Below are 14,220 nucleotides of genomic sequence, written 5' to 3'. Positions count from 1 at the left end.
CGTGCCCCGCTGGTACGCCCAGGAAGAAGCCCTAAGGCTTGCCCTGGATTTCTTCCAGGGCGATGAGCTTAGGGCCTCCGTGTTCCTCCACCGCTACGCCCTAAAGGACCCGGAAGGCAGGCTCCTGGAGGCCACCCCGGAGGAGATGTGGCAGCGGCTCGTCCAAGGAGTCACCCGGGTGGAAAAGGGAGCCACGCAGGAGTTCTCCTGGCTCTTCTCCGACTTTCGCTTTGTCCCCGGGGGACGGATCCTCTTCGGCCTGGGAAACTGGCGCCGGTCCACCCTGTTCAACTGCTACTACATCCCCATCCGGAAGGACTCGGTGAAGGGGATTACCCGCTTCCTGGACGAGGCCGCCCGCACCTTCGCCTACGGGGGTGGGGTGGGCACCAACGCCGATGTTCTCAGGCCTAAAGGGGCCAAGGTGGGGAATGCGGGCATGGAAAGCTCGGGGGCGGTGAGCTTCATGGAGCTCTTCTCCACCCTGGCGGGGGTCATGGGGGCCAGCGGGGGCCGGCGGGGTGCCTTGATGCTTACCTTCTCCGACACCCATCCCGACCTCCTGGACTTCCTCCAGGTCAAAACCGACCCCGAGCGCAGCCGGGTGCGCCACGCCAACCTCTCCCTAAGGGCCACGGACGCTTTTTTACAAGCCGCCTTGGCCGACGAACCCTGGGCGCTTTCCTTCACCACACCCCGGGAGCACATAACCCGCACCATCCGGGCCAAGGAAGCCTGGAACCTCCTGGTGGAGGCCGCCTGGCAAAGCGCCGAACCCGGCCTCCTCTTCTGGGACCGGGTGAGAAGCTGGGCCACGGCCCAGTACGGGGGGATGGAGGTGGAAGGGGTCAACGTTTGCGGGGAGGTTCCCATGGAACCCTATGGGGCCTGCAACCTGGGAAGCCTCAACCTGGCGGCCTTCGTACAGGAGCCCTTTACGGACAAGGCCCGGCTGGACTGGGCGGGCCTCGAGGAGGCCACCCGTTTGGCCGTGCGTTTTTTGGATGCGGTGGTGGACCTGGGAAAGAACCGCCACCCCCTGAGGGCCCAACGGGAAGCCTCCTTAAGAAGCCGGCGCGTTGGCCTTGGGATCATGGGCCTGGCGGACACCCTGGCCATGCTGGGACTGCCCTATGGTGCGGAGGAAAGCTTAAAGTTTGCGGAAGAGGTCATGCGCCGCATCAAGGAAGCCGCCTACTGGGAAAGCACCCGCCTGGCAAGGCAAAGGGGCTCCTTCCCAGCCTTTGACCCAAAGGAGCACATAAAAAGCCCCTTCATCCAGTCCCTGCCCAAAGCCCTCATCCAGGCGGTGGAAAAGGGCCTGAGGAACGCCGCCCTTCTCTCCATCGCCCCCACCGGCTCCATCTCCATCCTGGCGGGGGTAACGAGCGGCATAGAACCCATCTTCGCCCTCACCTACCTGCGCCACGCCGGGGGACAGGTGTTTTTGGCGGAACATCCCCTCTTGAAGCGGTACCGCAGGGAACGAGGAGGCGAGGTGCCGGACTGGCCCACGGCCCATATCGTGGATCCTTTCCAGAGGGTACGCCTTCAGGCCGCCTTGCAACGCCACGTGGACCAAAGCATCTCCTCCACGGTGAACCTCCCCCGGGAAACCCCCAAGGAGGTGGTGGAAAACCTCTTCCTCACCGCCTGGAAGGAGGGGTGCAAGGGCATCACCGTCTTCCGGGAGGGAAGCCGGGAGGAGGTCATCGAACCCCTACCCCCGGTGGGGGTCTGCACCTTCTGCCAGACGGCATGACCCGCTACCGCATCGCCACCCGGCCCTACCTTCCCTACCCGGGAGAACGCCTGGCCCGCAGGAAGGGCCTGGGAGGCGAGTTTTACGAGCTCCGCCCCTATGCCCCTGGGGACGAAATAAGGCGGGTCCACTGGCGGGCTTACGCCAAGACGGGAAGGCTCTACACCCGCCTGGAAACCGCACCCGAGCGAAGCCGTTTCCGCATCTACCTGGACGAAAGCGAAAGCATGCGCCTCTTCGGCAAGCTGGCCTACGGGGAGGAGGTGGCGAGGCTCCTCCTGGGAATCGCTCGCCAGGAGGACGCCCTGGCCCGGCTGGAACGGGGCAGACCGGAAGCCCTTCGCCCGGGCCGGGGCACCCTGGTCCTCATCACCGACGGGCTAGACCCCTTGCCCTGGCCCAGGATCCTTCCGAAACGGCTGGTCTTGGTCCAGGTCCTGGCACCCCTGGAGCTGGCCCCGCCCCTCGAGGAAGCCTTCCTCAAAGACGTGGAAACCGGGGTATCTCTCCCCGTGGGGCCGGAGGAGGTAAGGGCGTACCAAAAGGCCCTCGAGGGGCACCTAAAAGCCCTCCGCCTCTTCGCCCTTCTCCGGGGCCGCTACGCCCTCTTGAAGGTGGGAGAACCTCCCCTTACCGCCCTCCTCCGCCAGGGAGTGGTGGAGCCCCTTTAGTACGCCTGGGTAAACTCCTCAAGCCCCAGGGCCCTTAGCCTTCCGGGGTCCACGCTCCCCTTCTCCCACCCCGCAAGCCGCCAGTAGGTGCGCACGCCCTCCTGGAAGGCCTCCCTATGCAAATAGGCCTCTGGACTGCCCTTGCGGAAGGGCTGGAAGAAGCGCTCGGGCAGGCGGTCCTCCTCCGGACCGATCCCCTCCCGGAGGTTGAAAAGCCGGGTGAGCTGAAGCGTCCTCTCCCCTACCTCCAGCATCTCCTTAGGGGAAAGCCGCCAGCCTGTGGTGGCGTAGATGGCCTCCTGCCACTCCTCTGGGGTCCAGGGCACAAAGTCGCACATCACCAGGCTGTTCACGAAGCCCCGCTCCCTGGTTTTGGCCCAAAGCATGCGCACCTTGGCTTCGGAAAAGTCCTCCAGGGGCAGGGGCTGGAAGTCTTCCCCATAGAAGCGGAGCTCCTTCAGGGCCTTCCCCTCCTTGGCGAAGGCGGTGTCGTGCAGGTTGTGGTTGTGGTCGGCTCCCGTCGGGCTCACCGCATACCCCACCCCCAGGGCCCGCTTGTACCGGGGGTCATGCATGGGCACCTCCTGGCCCTTCACCTGCATGGCCAGCTCCGGATGGCCGATGGCCTCCGAAAGCCGCCTGGACCCCAAGGCCAAGAGCTCCCCAAGCCGCCCTTCCCTCCGGGCCAGCTTCTCTATGGCAGCGATCAAGGCGTCCCCGTTGCCGAACCGAAGCCCCAGACCCTCGTCGTCCAGGTAGCCCCGCTCCACTGCCTCCATGGCCGTGGCGATGGTCACCCCCACCCCGATCACGTCCAGACCGTACTGGTTGCAGAGGGTATTGGCCTTGGTGACCGCATAGGGATCCGTGACCCCGCAGGTGGAACCCAAAGCCCCAAGCCCCTCGTACTCCGGCCCCCCGTACTCCGGGCGCACGTCGTACTTGCCGGTGCCCTCGATCCGCACCACCTGCTTGCAGCGGATAGCGCAGGCGTAGCAGGTATCCCGACCGATGCGGATGCCCAGGGCGTCCAAGCTGGTGCCGTCCAAGGCCTCGGCTCCTTCTAGGAAGCCATCCAGAAAGTTGTGGCTCGGGAGCACCCCCCGGAGATTGAAGGGCTTCACTGTGCCCACGGTGCCCATGGTGACCAGGCCCGCGGCCCTTTCCATGCGTTCCCCCGCCATACGCCGGGCCAGGGTGGAGAGGAGGGCGGGATCGTGATAAGTGGGACGGGTATCCCTTCTGGCCCGGGCGGAGACCGCCTTGAGCCCCTTGGCCCCCATCACCGCCCCCAAGCCCCCCCGCCCGGCGAAGTGGGCCAGGTCGTGGATCACGTTGGCGGTGAGGACCTGGTTCTCCCCGGCAAGCCCAATTTGGGCCACGCGGGTCTGGCCCCCATGGGCCTCCTTGAGGAGGGCCTCCACCTCCAGAGGGTCCTTGCCCCAAAGGTGGAAGGCGGGATGGAGGGACACTTCTTTCCCTTCCACGTGCAGGTACACGGGCTCCGCCGCCTGACCCAGGACCACCAGGGCGTCCAGGCCGGCGTTCTTTAACTCGGCCCCGAAGAAACCCCCACCCTCCGCGTCCCCATACCCCCCGGTGAGGGGGCTTTTGGCGGCCACGGTGTTGCGGCCCGACCCCGAGATGGGGGTGCCGGTAAGGATGCCGGGGGCAAAGATAAGGGCGTTTTCCGGGCCCAGGGGATCCGCTCCTTTGGGCACATGCTTCAGAAGGAGGTAAGCGGAAAGGGCCCTACCCCCAAGAAACCTGCGCCAGAAAGCCTCGCCGTAGCTCTCATACCAGATCCGTCCCGTGGAAAGGTCCACGAAGGCCACGCGGTCGTGGTAACCCTTGGGCATACCCAAAGTCTAACCCGCCAGGGGAAGACCCCCGGCGGGGGGCATAGGCCTTCAGCGGGTCTTGCCGGCGAGGAGGTCCTCCGCCAGCTTCTGGGCCTTGTCCAAGGCGGCCTTGGGATCCGCCTTGTTCAAAATGGCCTCCTTGATGGCCTGGCCCAGGATGTCAAAGCGGATCTGCTCCCACTCCGCCAAAGCCGGCTCAAATTTGGCGTAGCGGCTTTGGCGCACGATGGTGGCGAAGTCGGGGTTCTCGGTAGCGTAGGTCTGGTAGACCGCATCCTTCAGGGCTCCCTCGGTCACCGGCACGTACCCGGTAGCGGTGGCGAAGACCGCCTGGGCCCTGGGGGAGAGGACAAACTGCAGGAAGTCCTTGGCCACCCCCTGCTCCTCCTTGGAGGCCTGGCGGAAGACCACCAGGTTGGTGCCCTGGACCAGGCCGAAGCCCGCCTGGCCGGAGGTGCGGCCCGGCAGGGTGACCACCCCCAGGTCAAACTTGGCCCCCTGGCGGTAGTAGGTGTAGCCCGCGGAGGTATCCACGCTGAAGGCGTAGGGGCCGGAGCCCAGGTTCTGGTTGATGTAGCCGGAGGTGATGGCCTTGGCCCACCCCTCCTTCACCCCGCTTTGCAGGAGGGTAAGGGCCTCCACCGCCTCCTTGGAATTCAGGACCAGCTTGCCGTTTTTCAGGTAGCTCCCCCCCAGGTTGAAGAAGAAGTAGGCGAAGGTGGAAGCGTCCGGTTGGAACCAGTAAACGGGGCTGCCCTCGGCCTGGGAGAGTTTTTTGCTGGCGGCCACGAACCCCTCCAGGGTGGTGGGCACCTTAACCCCGTGCTTCCTCAGGAGGTCCTTGTTGTAATAGAGGACCTGGATGCTCTTGTTGAAGGGCACCCCGTAGACCACTCCCCCAAAGCGCACGGCGTTCAGGAAGGCCAGGTTCACCCCCTGGAGCTTCACCCCCAAGGACTCAATGGGCAGAAGGGCCTTGGCCTCGAGGTACAAGGCGATGTTGTTCTCGTAGGCCTGGGCCATGGCCGGCACCTTCCCTGCGGCGAAGGCCGCCTTGATCTTGGTGGAGAGGTCCCGGTACCCCCCCTGGGGCACGGGGCGCACGCACCGGCCTTGCTGGGCCTTGTTGAACTCCACCACCAGGTTCTCCAAGGCGGCCTTGGGCGCCCCTCCAGTGAAGCCGTGCCAGAGCTCCGCCACCACCTTGGCCTTGGCGCACTGTTCCTTGATGACGTCCTCCGGTTTAGCCTGTTGGGCCAGGGCCAGGCCCAAGGCCGCGGTCAGCAACAGGACTCTTTTCATGCCCTCACACCTCCAAGGGGAGTATACCGCGTCTATTGTCAGAAGATCTTCAGGCTCACTTGAGCCCTGAGCGGGCGATGCCTTGGATGAACTGGCGCTGGGCGAAGAAGTACCCCAGGATAACCGGCAGGATCACAAAGGTGCTGGCAGCCATCAAGGCCCCGTAATCCGACCCCGCTTCGGAAACAAAGGCCTGCAGGCCCAGCTGCACCGTGCGCATCTCCGGGCTTTGGGTTACGATCAAGGGCCAAAGGAGGGCGTTGTAGGCCCCCAGGAAGGTGAAGATCCCATAAGATACCAGCCCAGGAAGGCTCAAGGGCAAGGCGATGCGGAAAAGCTGGGTCAGGTACCCAGCCCCGTCTATACGGGCGGCATCAAAGAGATCCTGGGGCAAGGACAGGTAAAACTGCCTAAGGAGGAAGATGCCAAACACCGAGGCCAGCCAGGGAACGATAAGGGCGTAGTAGGTGTCCAGCCAGCCCAGCCTGGCCAAGAGCACGTAGTTGGGGATGAGGAGCACCTCCCCCGGCACCATCATGGTGGCCAGGATGAGCACAAACACCGCCTCCTTGCCGGGAAAGGGGATGCGGGCCAAGGCAAAGGCGGCCAGGGCCGCCAGGAAAAGCCCTACCGCCACCTGGGTCAAGGCGGTGAAGAAGCTATTGAAGAAGTAGCGCCCCCAGGGAGCCGCATGCCAGGCTTCCAGGTAGTTGTGGAACACGTAGCCCAAGGCCCCGGGCACCGCATTCACCCACTCCAGCCGCCAGTACTCCCCCTGGGAGCGGATGGCGTCGGGGGGCAAGGGTGCCTCCAGAGGGACTTCCTTGGGCCAAAGCACCACCAGGGGCAAAAAGCGGAAGGCTTCCTCCGTGGTGTTGGTCAGCCGCACCCGCCAAGCCCCCTTCCGATACACCACCTCCACCCGGGTGCCCTCCGCCCGGGGGTCAAAAAAGGCCCCCGGGGTGCGGGGTACCAAGGCCCTGGGCGGATGCCCTTCCCTCCCAGGGAAAACCAGCTCCACGCTCCTTCCAGGTGCCAAGCCTCCCCATAGGGGGCTATCCCCCAGCCGGGCCGCCTTGAGCCAGTTGGCCGGCTTCATGCGCTCCGGAACCCAGACGGGCTTGGCCTGCAGGGCCTCCTGGGGGCTTTTCAGGCTGGTGGCCAGCATCCAGTAGAAGGGAAAGGCCATGACGAGCCCCCCCAGGAGGAGGAGCAAGTGCACGAACAGGACACCGGGCCTAAATCTCATAGTTCACCCGCCTCTCCAAAACCCGCCTTTGAATCAGGGTGAGGAGCAGGATGAGGAGAAAGGTCACCATGGCGATGGCGCTGGCGTAGGAGAAATCCGAGTCGCGGAAACCCTTGTTGTAGAGGTAGAAAGCCAGGGTAAGGGTATCCTGCAACACCCCGCCCGTGGGGGTAAGCACGTAGACCTGGGTAAAGACCTGGAAGGCCCCGATAAGCCCTAACGTAAAGAGGAAAAAGGTGGTGGGGGAAAGAAGGGGCCAGGTGATGAGCCGGTGCTTCTGCCAAAAGCTCGCCCCATCCAGCTCCGCCGCCTCGTAGTACTCCTTGGGAATGGCCTGAAGCCCGGCCAGGAGGATCACCACCTGGTATCCCAGAAAGTGCCACACGCTCATGACCATGATGGCCACAAAGGCCAGGCTGGGACCCGCCCAAAAACCCTGGAGCTGCACTCCCAGGGGCTCGAGGAGAAGGGCGAAGACACCCTTGGGCGTGTTCAGCCAGTCGAGGCCCGGGGTGCGAAGAAGCCAGTTGAGAAAACCGAACTCCGGGTGGTAGATCCAGCGCCACACCGCCGCCGCCGCCGTGAGGGCGGTGATGTAGGGGAGAAAGTAAAGGGTGCGGTAGAACCCCAGGAAGGCCACCTGGGTGTTCAGGAGGATGGCCACCCCTGTGGCCAGGAGAAGACCCACCGGCACGGTAAAGACCACGTACCAAAAGGTGTTCCCCAAGGCCTTCCAGAAAAGAGGGTCCTGGAGGAGGATGCGGTAGTTCTCCAAGCCAGAGAAGGCCGCGGGGCGCAGGAAGTTCACCCGTTCAAAGAGGCTCAGGTAAAAGGCGTAAAAGGTGGGGAAAACATGCCAGACCAGAAGGAGGGCTAAGGCCGGCCAAACCAAGGCCCAGCCGTAGAGGGCTGCCTGCTCCTTTTCCCTCAGGCCCCGGCCAAACAAGAGGGCGAACAAGAGAGGAGCCAGAAAGGCCAGGGGTGGGAACCAGTACGCAAAAAGCCCAAGCCCCAAAAGGGCATGGTGCCGACCGAAACGAAGCCCCCACAGGATGAGAAGGGCGTAAAGCCCAAGCCCCGCCCCCACCCAGGCCCCCGGGAGAAAGCCAAGCCGGGAAGCGTACACACCCAGGGCAAGGAGCGCCCCCAAGGACAGAAGGGCATGAAGGGGAAAGGTCCGCATCCCGTGCCGGAGTATATAGGATGGAAGGGTGTGGACCCTCACCCTGGACACCGCCACCCCCTACCTCTCCTTGGGCCTCTTCCGCGAGGGGGAAGGTCTGGGAAGGGTGGTGCGGCTGGGCCGTAGGCACGAGGAAGCCCTGTTCGGCTTACTGGATGAGCTCTTAGGGGAAGTGGGCGCCAGGCGGGAGGAGATCGGCACCCTGGTCCTGGGGGAAGGCCCGGGGTCCTACACCGGCCTTCGCATCGCCCTGGCCGCGGGGCTGGGCATCGCCCTGGCCCAGGGGGCCAGGGTCTATGGGGTAAGCTCCCTCCTCGCCGCCTGCTGGCCCTTTTTGGAGGAAGGCGGCCCTCCCCTCACCCCCCTTTTCACCGCCCGTAACCGCCTTTACTACGGGGCCACCTACGCCAAACGGGAGGGCAGGCCCCAGGAACTCATGCCTCCCCAAAAGCTCCAAGAGGCCCTCCTGCCCCAAGAGGGGCTCCTCCTGGACCCCCCGCCGGACCCTCGAGGCCTCTACGAACTCCGGCCCTTCGCCCGCGAGGGGGTGGATCCCCTCTATCTCTGAGGCCTCAGTCGGCGACCACCTGAGGGGGCCGCGGAAGACGGTACTGATAGCTGGGAAGGGGTTCCCGGAAAGAGGCGCCCCTAAGCTTTTCCGCCATCAGCACCAGGTTCTCCCCGGCAATGCGGGCATCCTCCATGAGTTCGGTGTTCTCCTTTAGGCTCACGGCCCCCCGGTGATGGGCGTAGACCAAACCCAGGGGCGCCAGGACAAACCCCATGTAGGAAAGGGGCAGGAGCATTTGCGAAAGCGCCTGGCTGGCCCCCTCCTCCTCGGCCACCGCCAACAGGACCATAGGCTTCCCCAGGTTTAAGAGGCCCTGGTTCTCCATGGAGGTCATGCGCTCTAATAGGGCCTTCATCCGGGCAGATACGCTAAACCAGTAGACCGGCGTGGCAAAAACCACCGCATCCGCTTGGATCAGCTTATCCGCCACCTTGCCGAATCCGTCCCAGGGTCCTTGCACGCAGGCTTCCGGGCCGCAGGAAGTAGGGTCTTGGGAGTAGTTCCCCACGCAGAAGGGAAAGGGGTACCGCACCAGGTCCAGGCGCTCGGTGGTGGCCCCTTGGCGCCTAGCGGCCTCCAAAACCTCGTCCAACAACTCCGCTGTAAACCCATCCGTCCGTGCCGATGCGTTGACGCCGAGCACGCGTAAACCCATAAATATCACCCAAGCACTAAACCTCTTTTAGCATAGCAGACGCATCCTAAGGCCGCCAAGGCCCCGCCACGAACTCCCCCATCCCCCGGGCCCGGACGGGGTAGCCTGCGAGGACCCCTTCCCCCACCACCGGCCCCTCCCAGTAGGCCACCCGGGTGGTGCGGGAAAGGATCTCCCCCTCCGGAAAGAGGGGGCGCACCTCCAGGTCCAACCCCGGCCCCTGGAGGCGCCAGGCCAGGGTATACGTGCGGTCCGAGGGGCTTTGCCAGCGGTTCAGGGGAAGGAAGCGGAGGTCCACCCCCTCCACCCGCCCTAAGGGGTCCACCCGGCTACCCAAGACCTGGACCACCTCACCCTTGGCGTCCTTCACCTGGTAGGCCATGAGCTCCGAGCCGTCGGAAAGATGGAGGCTGATCCAGTCCCAAGTCGCCGCAAGCCCCGAAAGTTGCTCCCCCCACTGGTGATCCAGCCAGGTTTCTCCCCGGGCCTCCTCTCCCTGGATGCGTCCCCAGGCCTCAGCCCGGGTGTAGGACTGGTAGTACATGCGCCCTGTTTCCTCGGTGCCCGAGAAGCCCGGAGGGTGGACTACCGGGGGCTTCAGGGGATGGAAGCGGAGGTCCACCGGGCCCGCCAGGAGGCGAAAACCCTCCCCTTCCCGGTAAAACCGCCAGCCGGAAACCTCCAAGTAGGGGCCCGGCTCCGCGCGGCCCCTGGGGGCAAAGAGGTCCTGGTCGGAAACCTCTAAGAACACCCTTTCCCCCGTGCGCAAGTCGGTCAAGGCCAGGTGAGCGGCATGAAAAGCACCAAACCAGCTTCCCGGAAGGCCCAGGATGCGGTAAGCAGGAGGGGCGTAGGCCTTGAAGAAGGCAAAGTGGAAGGCAAAAGGCTCCACCCAGCCCGAGGCGTACCACCATTCCAACTGGGCCGGCTTGGGGTCCCAGTCCTTGGGGTCAGGAAGCCTTTGGGGATCCACCCCCATGAGGACTGGAGCACAAGCCGCCAGCAAGAGGGTAAGGGACCAAAGCCACCGCATGACTTCAATCTACCCAGCCAGGTCTTCCACCCACTGTAGGTCATTTCCCATGTTAGATTGGCGACATGGCCCTTTGGCTCGTGCGGACAGGGAAAAGGTGAAGAGCCCATGACCGACACCCACGCCCACTTAGACTTCTTGGAAGAAACCGAGCTGGAAGAGGCCAAGGCCCACTTTCCGGAGCTTAGGGCCATCCTCACCCTGGGGGTGGACCCAAGCCGCTGGGAAAGAACCCTGGCCCTGGCCCAGGGCAACGTGTACGCCGCGGTGGGCCTCCACCCCACCTCGGCCCACCTCCTCTCCCCCGAAGTGGAAGAGGCCCTGAGGCACTACGCCTGCCACCCCCGGGTGCGGGCCATCGGGGAAAGCGGCCTGGACTATTACTGGACCCCCGAGAGCAAGCCTGCCCAGCTCAAGGCCCTGGATCTCCAAGCCGCCTTGGCGGAGGAGCTGGGGCTTCCCTTGGTGCTCCACGTGCGGAGCAAGGACGGGCAAGCGGAGGAAGACCTGGCCGCCTGGCTCCTCGCCCACCGACCCAAAAGGGTGGTCCTCCATGCCTTTGGCGGGCACCCGGCCCTCGAGGCCGCAGGCCTAAAGGTGGATGCCTACTTTAGCCTCGCAGGCCCCCTTACCTACAAAAAAAACCAGGCCCTCCGGGAGGCCGCCCAAAGGCTTCCCCTAGACCGGCTTTTGGTGGAAACCGACACCCCCTACCTCCCCCCAGAGCCCCACCGGGGAAAGCGCAACCTTCCCCATTACGTGCGCCACACCCTGGACAAGCTTGCGGAGGTGCGGGGCATGGCCTTCGAGGAAATGGAGTCCATCACCGACCAGAACGCGGTAACCTGCTTCCGGTGGACGTAGGGCCCGCCCTCCGCTTACGGGCTTCCTGACTCCTGCCTGATCCCCCTGAGGCAGAATGGGGGAGGTATGAGAAAGCTCCTTTTAGCCCTCGCCTTCCTCCTCCTAACCGCCCTGGCCGCCCCCAGGCTGGTGGTGGAGCCGGAGGATGGGGTCAAGCCGCTACTGGACCTCATCGCCTCGGCCCAAAAGGAGATCCTGGTGAAGATGTACCTCTGGACCCCAAGCCGCCTGGACGTGGTGGAGGCCCTGGGGGAGGCCGTGGCCCGGGGGGTGAAGGTGCGGGTCCTCCTGGAGCGGGAGCCTTCCGGAGGAAGGGTGGACCTCTCGGTCTACCAAGCCCTCAAAGACCGGGGCGTGGAGGTCCGGCTCACCACCCCCTTCCGCTTCGTCTTCGTGCACGAGAAGAGCCTGGTAGTGGACCGGAAGCTGGCCTGGGTGGGCACCATGAACCTCACGGGAAGCTCCTTCACCGCCAACCGGGAATACGCCCTCATCCTGGACGACCCCAGGCAGGTGGCAGAGGTGGTCAAGGCCTTTGAAGCGGACTGGGAGGGGAAAAGGCTGGACCTCTCCCGGGCGCTCCTCGTCTGGGCTCCAAGCCGTACTTTGAGCGGGGTCAAGGAGGGCAACGCCCGGGAAACCCTCCTCGCCCTGATCCGCGGGGCCAAGAGGGAGGTTTTCTTGGAACACCAGGCCATGGCCGATCCCGAGGTGGTGGCCGCCCTCAAGGAAGCCTTGGCCAGAGGGGTCCGGGTCCGCCTGGTGGGAAGCCCCCAGGAGCCCGGGGACACCTACTTCCTGGCGGGAGCGGAGGAGCTAAGGCAGGCCGGGGCGGACCTTCGCTTCCTACCCGATCCCTACGTGCACGCCAAAGCCCTGGTGGTGGACGGGGAGGTGGCCCTTGTGGGAAGCCTGAACCTCAGCGCCAACTCCTTAAACGCCAACCGGGAGCTTGCCGTGCGCTTCACCCGCCAAGAAGCACCTGAGGCCTTCGCTCGGCTCCTTTCCGTGATGGAAAGGGATTTCCAGGCAGGGCTTACCGAAAACCCCTTCGCCCTACCGCCCCTGGAAGGGGTCATTCCCTGGCAAGAGGCCCCTAAGTACTTTGGCCGTATAGCCACGGTGGAAGGGGTGATTCAGCAGGTGGAAGACCGGGGCACCGTGGCCTTCCTCCGGTTTGGCCCTGGGGAAAGCGACCTGAGGCTGGTGGTCTTCCCAAGGAGCTATGGCCTTTTCCAACAACCCTTCCCCCAGAGCTACCTAGGGAAAAAGGTCAGGGCCAGGGGGCGCATCGTGCTTTACGCCGGCTACTACGAGATCGTCCTGGAGGATCCCTCGGCCCTCGAGGTGCTGGATGGAAGCCCTTAAGGCCCTGGGTTACGAGATAAGCCCCATAGAAGGGGGCTTCTACGGGGAGAAGCGCCTGGGGGGCCTGGTCTACCAGGTCTTCTACTCCGAGGCGGGGGACGTGCGCCTAAGACGCCTCCGCTTCCTGAGGGAGGAGGCAAAGCCCCTAAACCTGGCCGGGGTGGCAGGGGAGTGGGCGGCCCGGTACCAGGTGGAGGAGAACTTCTTCGCCGTGGCGGACCCTCAGGACCTCCCCAGCCTGGTCCTGGCCTTTGAGCGCCTTGACCTAGGGGGAGAAACCCCCTAAACTCAAGGGCAATATGCGTCTGCCCCAGGGTAATGACGCCTAGATGGGGGGCAAGGCCATCCGCCCCCCCGGTCCCCCATGGCCGGGGGGGCCAAACCTTAGGAGGAGGGAGCATGCGGGTTCTGGCAAGGGACTTGAGGAAGCATGTGGGCGAAGAGGTGGAGATGCTGGGCTTTCTCCACTGGCGGCGGGACCTGGGAAAGGTGCAGTTCCTACTGCTACGGGACCGAAGCGGCATCGTGCAGGTGGTGACCGGGGGGCAGAAACTCCCCTTGCCGGAAAGCAGCCTGCGGGTAAGGGGCCAGGTGGTGGAAAACCCCAAGGCCCCGGGGGGCCTCGAGGTGCAGGCAAAGGAAATAGAGATCCTCTCCCCTGCCCTGGAGCCCACCCCGGTGGAGATCCCCAAGGAGGAATGGCGGGCAAGCCCCGACACCCTTCTGGAATACCGCTACGTCACCCTAAGGGGGGAGAAGGCCCGCGCCCCCCTTAGGGTACAGGCGGCCCTGGTGCGGGGCTTTAGGCGCTACCTAGACCGGCAGGACTTCACGGAGATCTTCACCCCCAAGGTGGTGCGGGCGGGGGCCGAGGGGGGCTCGGGGCTTTTCGGGGTGGACTACTTTGAGTACCGGGCCTACCTGGCCCAGTCCCCCCAGCTTTACAAGCAGATCATGGTGGGGGTGTTTGAGCGGGTGTACGAGGTGGCCCCGGTCTGGCGCATGGAGGAGCACAACACCAGCCGCCACCTGAACGAGTACCTGTCCCTGGACGTGGAAATGGGGTTCATCGGGGGGGAGGAGGACCTCATGCGGCTTGAGGAAAACCTCCTTCAGGAGATGCTGGAGGAAGCCCTTTCCAGCGCCGGAAACGAGATCCGGCTTTTGGAAGCCGAGTGGCCCTCCTTCCCCAAGGAAATTCCCCGCCTGACCCACGCCGAGGCCAGGAGAATCCTCAAGGAAGAACTGGGCTACCCCGTAGGCCAGGACCTTTCCGAGGAAGCGGAGCGCCTCCTGGGCCAGTATGCCAAGGAGCGCTGGGCCTCGGACTGGCTCTTTATCACCCATTACCCCCGAAGCCTTCGTCCCTTCTACACCTACCCCCAGGAGGACGGCACCACCCGGAGCTTTGACCTCCTCTTCCGGGGCCTGGAGATCACCTCGGGCGGCCAGCGCATCCACCGCCACCAGGACCTGGTGGAAAGCCTAAAGGCCAAGGGTATGGACCTCGAGGGCTTTAAGGGCTACCTGGAGGTCTTCAAGTACGGCATGCCCCCCCACGGGGGTTTCGCCATCGGGGCGGAAAGGCTCACGCAAAAGCTTCTCGGCCTTCCCAACGTGCGCTACGCCCGGGCCTTCCCCAGGGACCGGCACCGGCTCACCCCCTGAAGCCACCCCACCCTGGCGAAGCCAGGGTGGGA

The 14,220-nt window shown here is 64.7% G+C and carries 13 protein-coding genes; 7 read left to right on the top strand and 6 right to left on the bottom strand.

Annotated elements, in window-relative coordinates; genetic code table 11:
• Window position 1: 1 nt before the first annotated feature.
• On the top strand, window positions 2–1,762 hold the full coding sequence (locus C2847_RS00425) for an adenosylcobalamin-dependent ribonucleoside-diphosphate reductase (protein WP_105316517.1): 1,761 nt from the start codon (window positions 2–4) through the stop codon (window positions 1,760–1,762).
• Window positions 1,759–2,433 carry a DUF58 domain-containing protein gene (locus C2847_RS00420; protein ID WP_105316516.1) on the top strand — a complete coding sequence of 225 codons (675 nt, stop codon included), beginning with the start codon at window positions 1,759–1,761 and terminating at the stop codon, window positions 2,431–2,433. Before C2847_RS00425 ends, C2847_RS00420 begins: the two co-directional genes overlap by 4 nt.
• Here the strand turns inward: C2847_RS00420 and C2847_RS00415 are convergent.
• Genes C2847_RS00415 through C2847_RS00400 form a run of 4 tightly spaced genes read right to left on the bottom strand, consistent with a single transcriptional unit; the run spans window position 2,430 to window position 8,029 of the window.
• Window positions 2,430–4,292 carry an aldehyde ferredoxin oxidoreductase family protein gene (locus C2847_RS00415; protein WP_105316515.1) on the bottom strand — a complete coding sequence of 621 codons (1,863 nt, stop codon included), beginning with the start codon at window positions 4,290–4,292 and terminating at the stop codon, window positions 2,430–2,432. The genes C2847_RS00420 and C2847_RS00415 overlap by 4 nt on opposite strands.
• Before the next feature lie 51 nt (window positions 4,293–4,343).
• On the bottom strand, window positions 4,344–5,597 hold the full coding sequence (locus tag C2847_RS00410) for an ABC transporter substrate-binding protein (RefSeq protein ID WP_105316514.1): 1,254 nt from the start codon (window positions 5,595–5,597) through the stop codon (window positions 4,344–4,346).
• Between the two features lie 55 nt (window positions 5,598–5,652).
• Complete coding sequence (locus C2847_RS00405; RefSeq protein ID WP_105316513.1) at window positions 5,653–6,846, bottom strand: carbohydrate ABC transporter permease; 1,194 nt, start codon at window positions 6,844–6,846, stop codon at window positions 5,653–5,655.
• Window positions 6,836–8,029 carry a carbohydrate ABC transporter permease gene (locus C2847_RS00400; protein ID WP_105316512.1) on the bottom strand — a complete coding sequence of 398 codons (1,194 nt, stop codon included), beginning with the start codon at window positions 8,027–8,029 and terminating at the stop codon, window positions 6,836–6,838. Before C2847_RS00400 ends, C2847_RS00405 begins: the two co-directional genes overlap by 11 nt.
• 28 nt (window positions 8,030–8,057) lie before the next feature.
• Here C2847_RS00400 and tsaB point away from each other — a divergent pair, with 28 nt between their 5' ends.
• Entirely contained in the window at window positions 8,058–8,597 is a 540-nt protein-coding gene (tsaB, locus tag C2847_RS00395; protein WP_105316511.1) for a tRNA (adenosine(37)-N6)-threonylcarbamoyltransferase complex dimerization subunit type 1 TsaB, read from the top strand.
• A 4-nt stretch (window positions 8,598–8,601) separates the two neighbouring features.
• On the opposite strand, the gene C2847_RS00390 is transcribed toward tsaB, so the two are convergent.
• On the bottom strand, window positions 8,602–9,255 hold the full coding sequence (locus C2847_RS00390; RefSeq protein WP_105316510.1) for a flavodoxin family protein: 654 nt from the start codon (window positions 9,253–9,255) through the stop codon (window positions 8,602–8,604).
• Between the two features lie 46 nt (window positions 9,256–9,301).
• Complete coding sequence (locus C2847_RS00385; RefSeq protein WP_105316509.1) at window positions 9,302–10,288, bottom strand: lipocalin family protein; 987 nt, start codon at window positions 10,286–10,288, stop codon at window positions 9,302–9,304.
• A gap of 108 nt (window positions 10,289–10,396) precedes the next feature.
• Here C2847_RS00385 and C2847_RS00380 point away from each other — a divergent pair, with 108 nt between their 5' ends.
• The 4 genes from C2847_RS00380 to aspS all read left to right on the top strand — a co-directional run bounded on the left by C2847_RS00380 (window position 10,397) and on the right by aspS (window position 14,188).
• Window positions 10,397–11,152, top strand: a complete 756-nt coding sequence (locus C2847_RS00380) for a TatD family hydrolase (protein WP_105316508.1) — start codon at window positions 10,397–10,399, stop codon at window positions 11,150–11,152.
• 66 nt (window positions 11,153–11,218) lie between these two features.
• On the top strand, window positions 11,219–12,520 hold the full coding sequence (locus tag C2847_RS00375; RefSeq protein ID WP_105316507.1) for a phospholipase D-like domain-containing protein: 1,302 nt from the start codon (window positions 11,219–11,221) through the stop codon (window positions 12,518–12,520).
• Window positions 12,507–12,806: a hypothetical protein gene (locus tag C2847_RS00370; RefSeq protein ID WP_105316506.1), complete on the top strand. Its 300-nt coding sequence runs from the start codon at window positions 12,507–12,509 to the stop codon at window positions 12,804–12,806. Before C2847_RS00375 ends, C2847_RS00370 begins: the two co-directional genes overlap by 14 nt.
• A 113-nt stretch (window positions 12,807–12,919) precedes the next feature.
• A complete protein-coding gene (gene aspS / locus C2847_RS00365; protein ID WP_105316505.1) occupies window positions 12,920–14,188 on the top strand; it encodes an aspartate--tRNA(Asn) ligase in 1,269 nt (422 codons plus the stop codon).
• Window positions 14,189–14,220 lie beyond the last annotated feature (32 nt).

This window comes from Thermus tenuipuniceus, from assembly GCF_002964845.1.
In the GTDB taxonomy this organism is placed as follows: domain Bacteria; phylum Deinococcota; class Deinococci; order Deinococcales; family Thermaceae; genus Thermus; species Thermus tenuipuniceus.
Note: the sequence above shows the minus strand (reverse complement) of the source record. Positions and strands in the feature narration are given on the sequence as shown.

Excerpts from the sequence above, each read along its gene's own strand:
- C2847_RS00420 (WP_105316516.1), top strand. The coding sequence starts at position 1,759 with ATGACCCGCTACCGCATCGCCACCCGGCCCTACCTTCCCTACCCGGGA.
- C2847_RS00415 (WP_105316515.1), bottom strand. The coding sequence starts at position 4,292 with ATGCCCAAGGGTTACCACGACCGCGTGGCCTTCGTGGACCTTTCCACG.
- C2847_RS00410 (WP_105316514.1), bottom strand. The coding sequence starts at position 5,597 with ATGAAAAGAGTCCTGTTGCTGACCGCGGCCTTGGGCCTGGCCCTGGCC.
- C2847_RS00405 (WP_105316513.1), bottom strand. The coding sequence starts at position 6,846 with ATGAGATTTAGGCCCGGTGTCCTGTTCGTGCACTTGCTCCTCCTCCTG.
- C2847_RS00400 (WP_105316512.1), bottom strand. The coding sequence starts at position 8,029 with ATGCGGACCTTTCCCCTTCATGCCCTTCTGTCCTTGGGGGCGCTCCTT.
- C2847_RS00390 (WP_105316510.1), bottom strand. The coding sequence starts at position 9,255 with ATGGGTTTACGCGTGCTCGGCGTCAACGCATCGGCACGGACGGATGGG.
- C2847_RS00385 (WP_105316509.1), bottom strand. The coding sequence starts at position 10,288 with ATGCGGTGGCTTTGGTCCCTTACCCTCTTGCTGGCGGCTTGTGCTCCA.
- C2847_RS00380 (WP_105316508.1), top strand. The coding sequence starts at position 10,397 with ATGACCGACACCCACGCCCACTTAGACTTCTTGGAAGAAACCGAGCTG.
- C2847_RS00375 (WP_105316507.1), top strand. The coding sequence starts at position 11,219 with ATGAGAAAGCTCCTTTTAGCCCTCGCCTTCCTCCTCCTAACCGCCCTG.
- C2847_RS00370 (WP_105316506.1), top strand. The coding sequence starts at position 12,507 with ATGGAAGCCCTTAAGGCCCTGGGTTACGAGATAAGCCCCATAGAAGGG.
- aspS (WP_105316505.1), top strand. The coding sequence starts at position 12,920 with ATGCGGGTTCTGGCAAGGGACTTGAGGAAGCATGTGGGCGAAGAGGTG.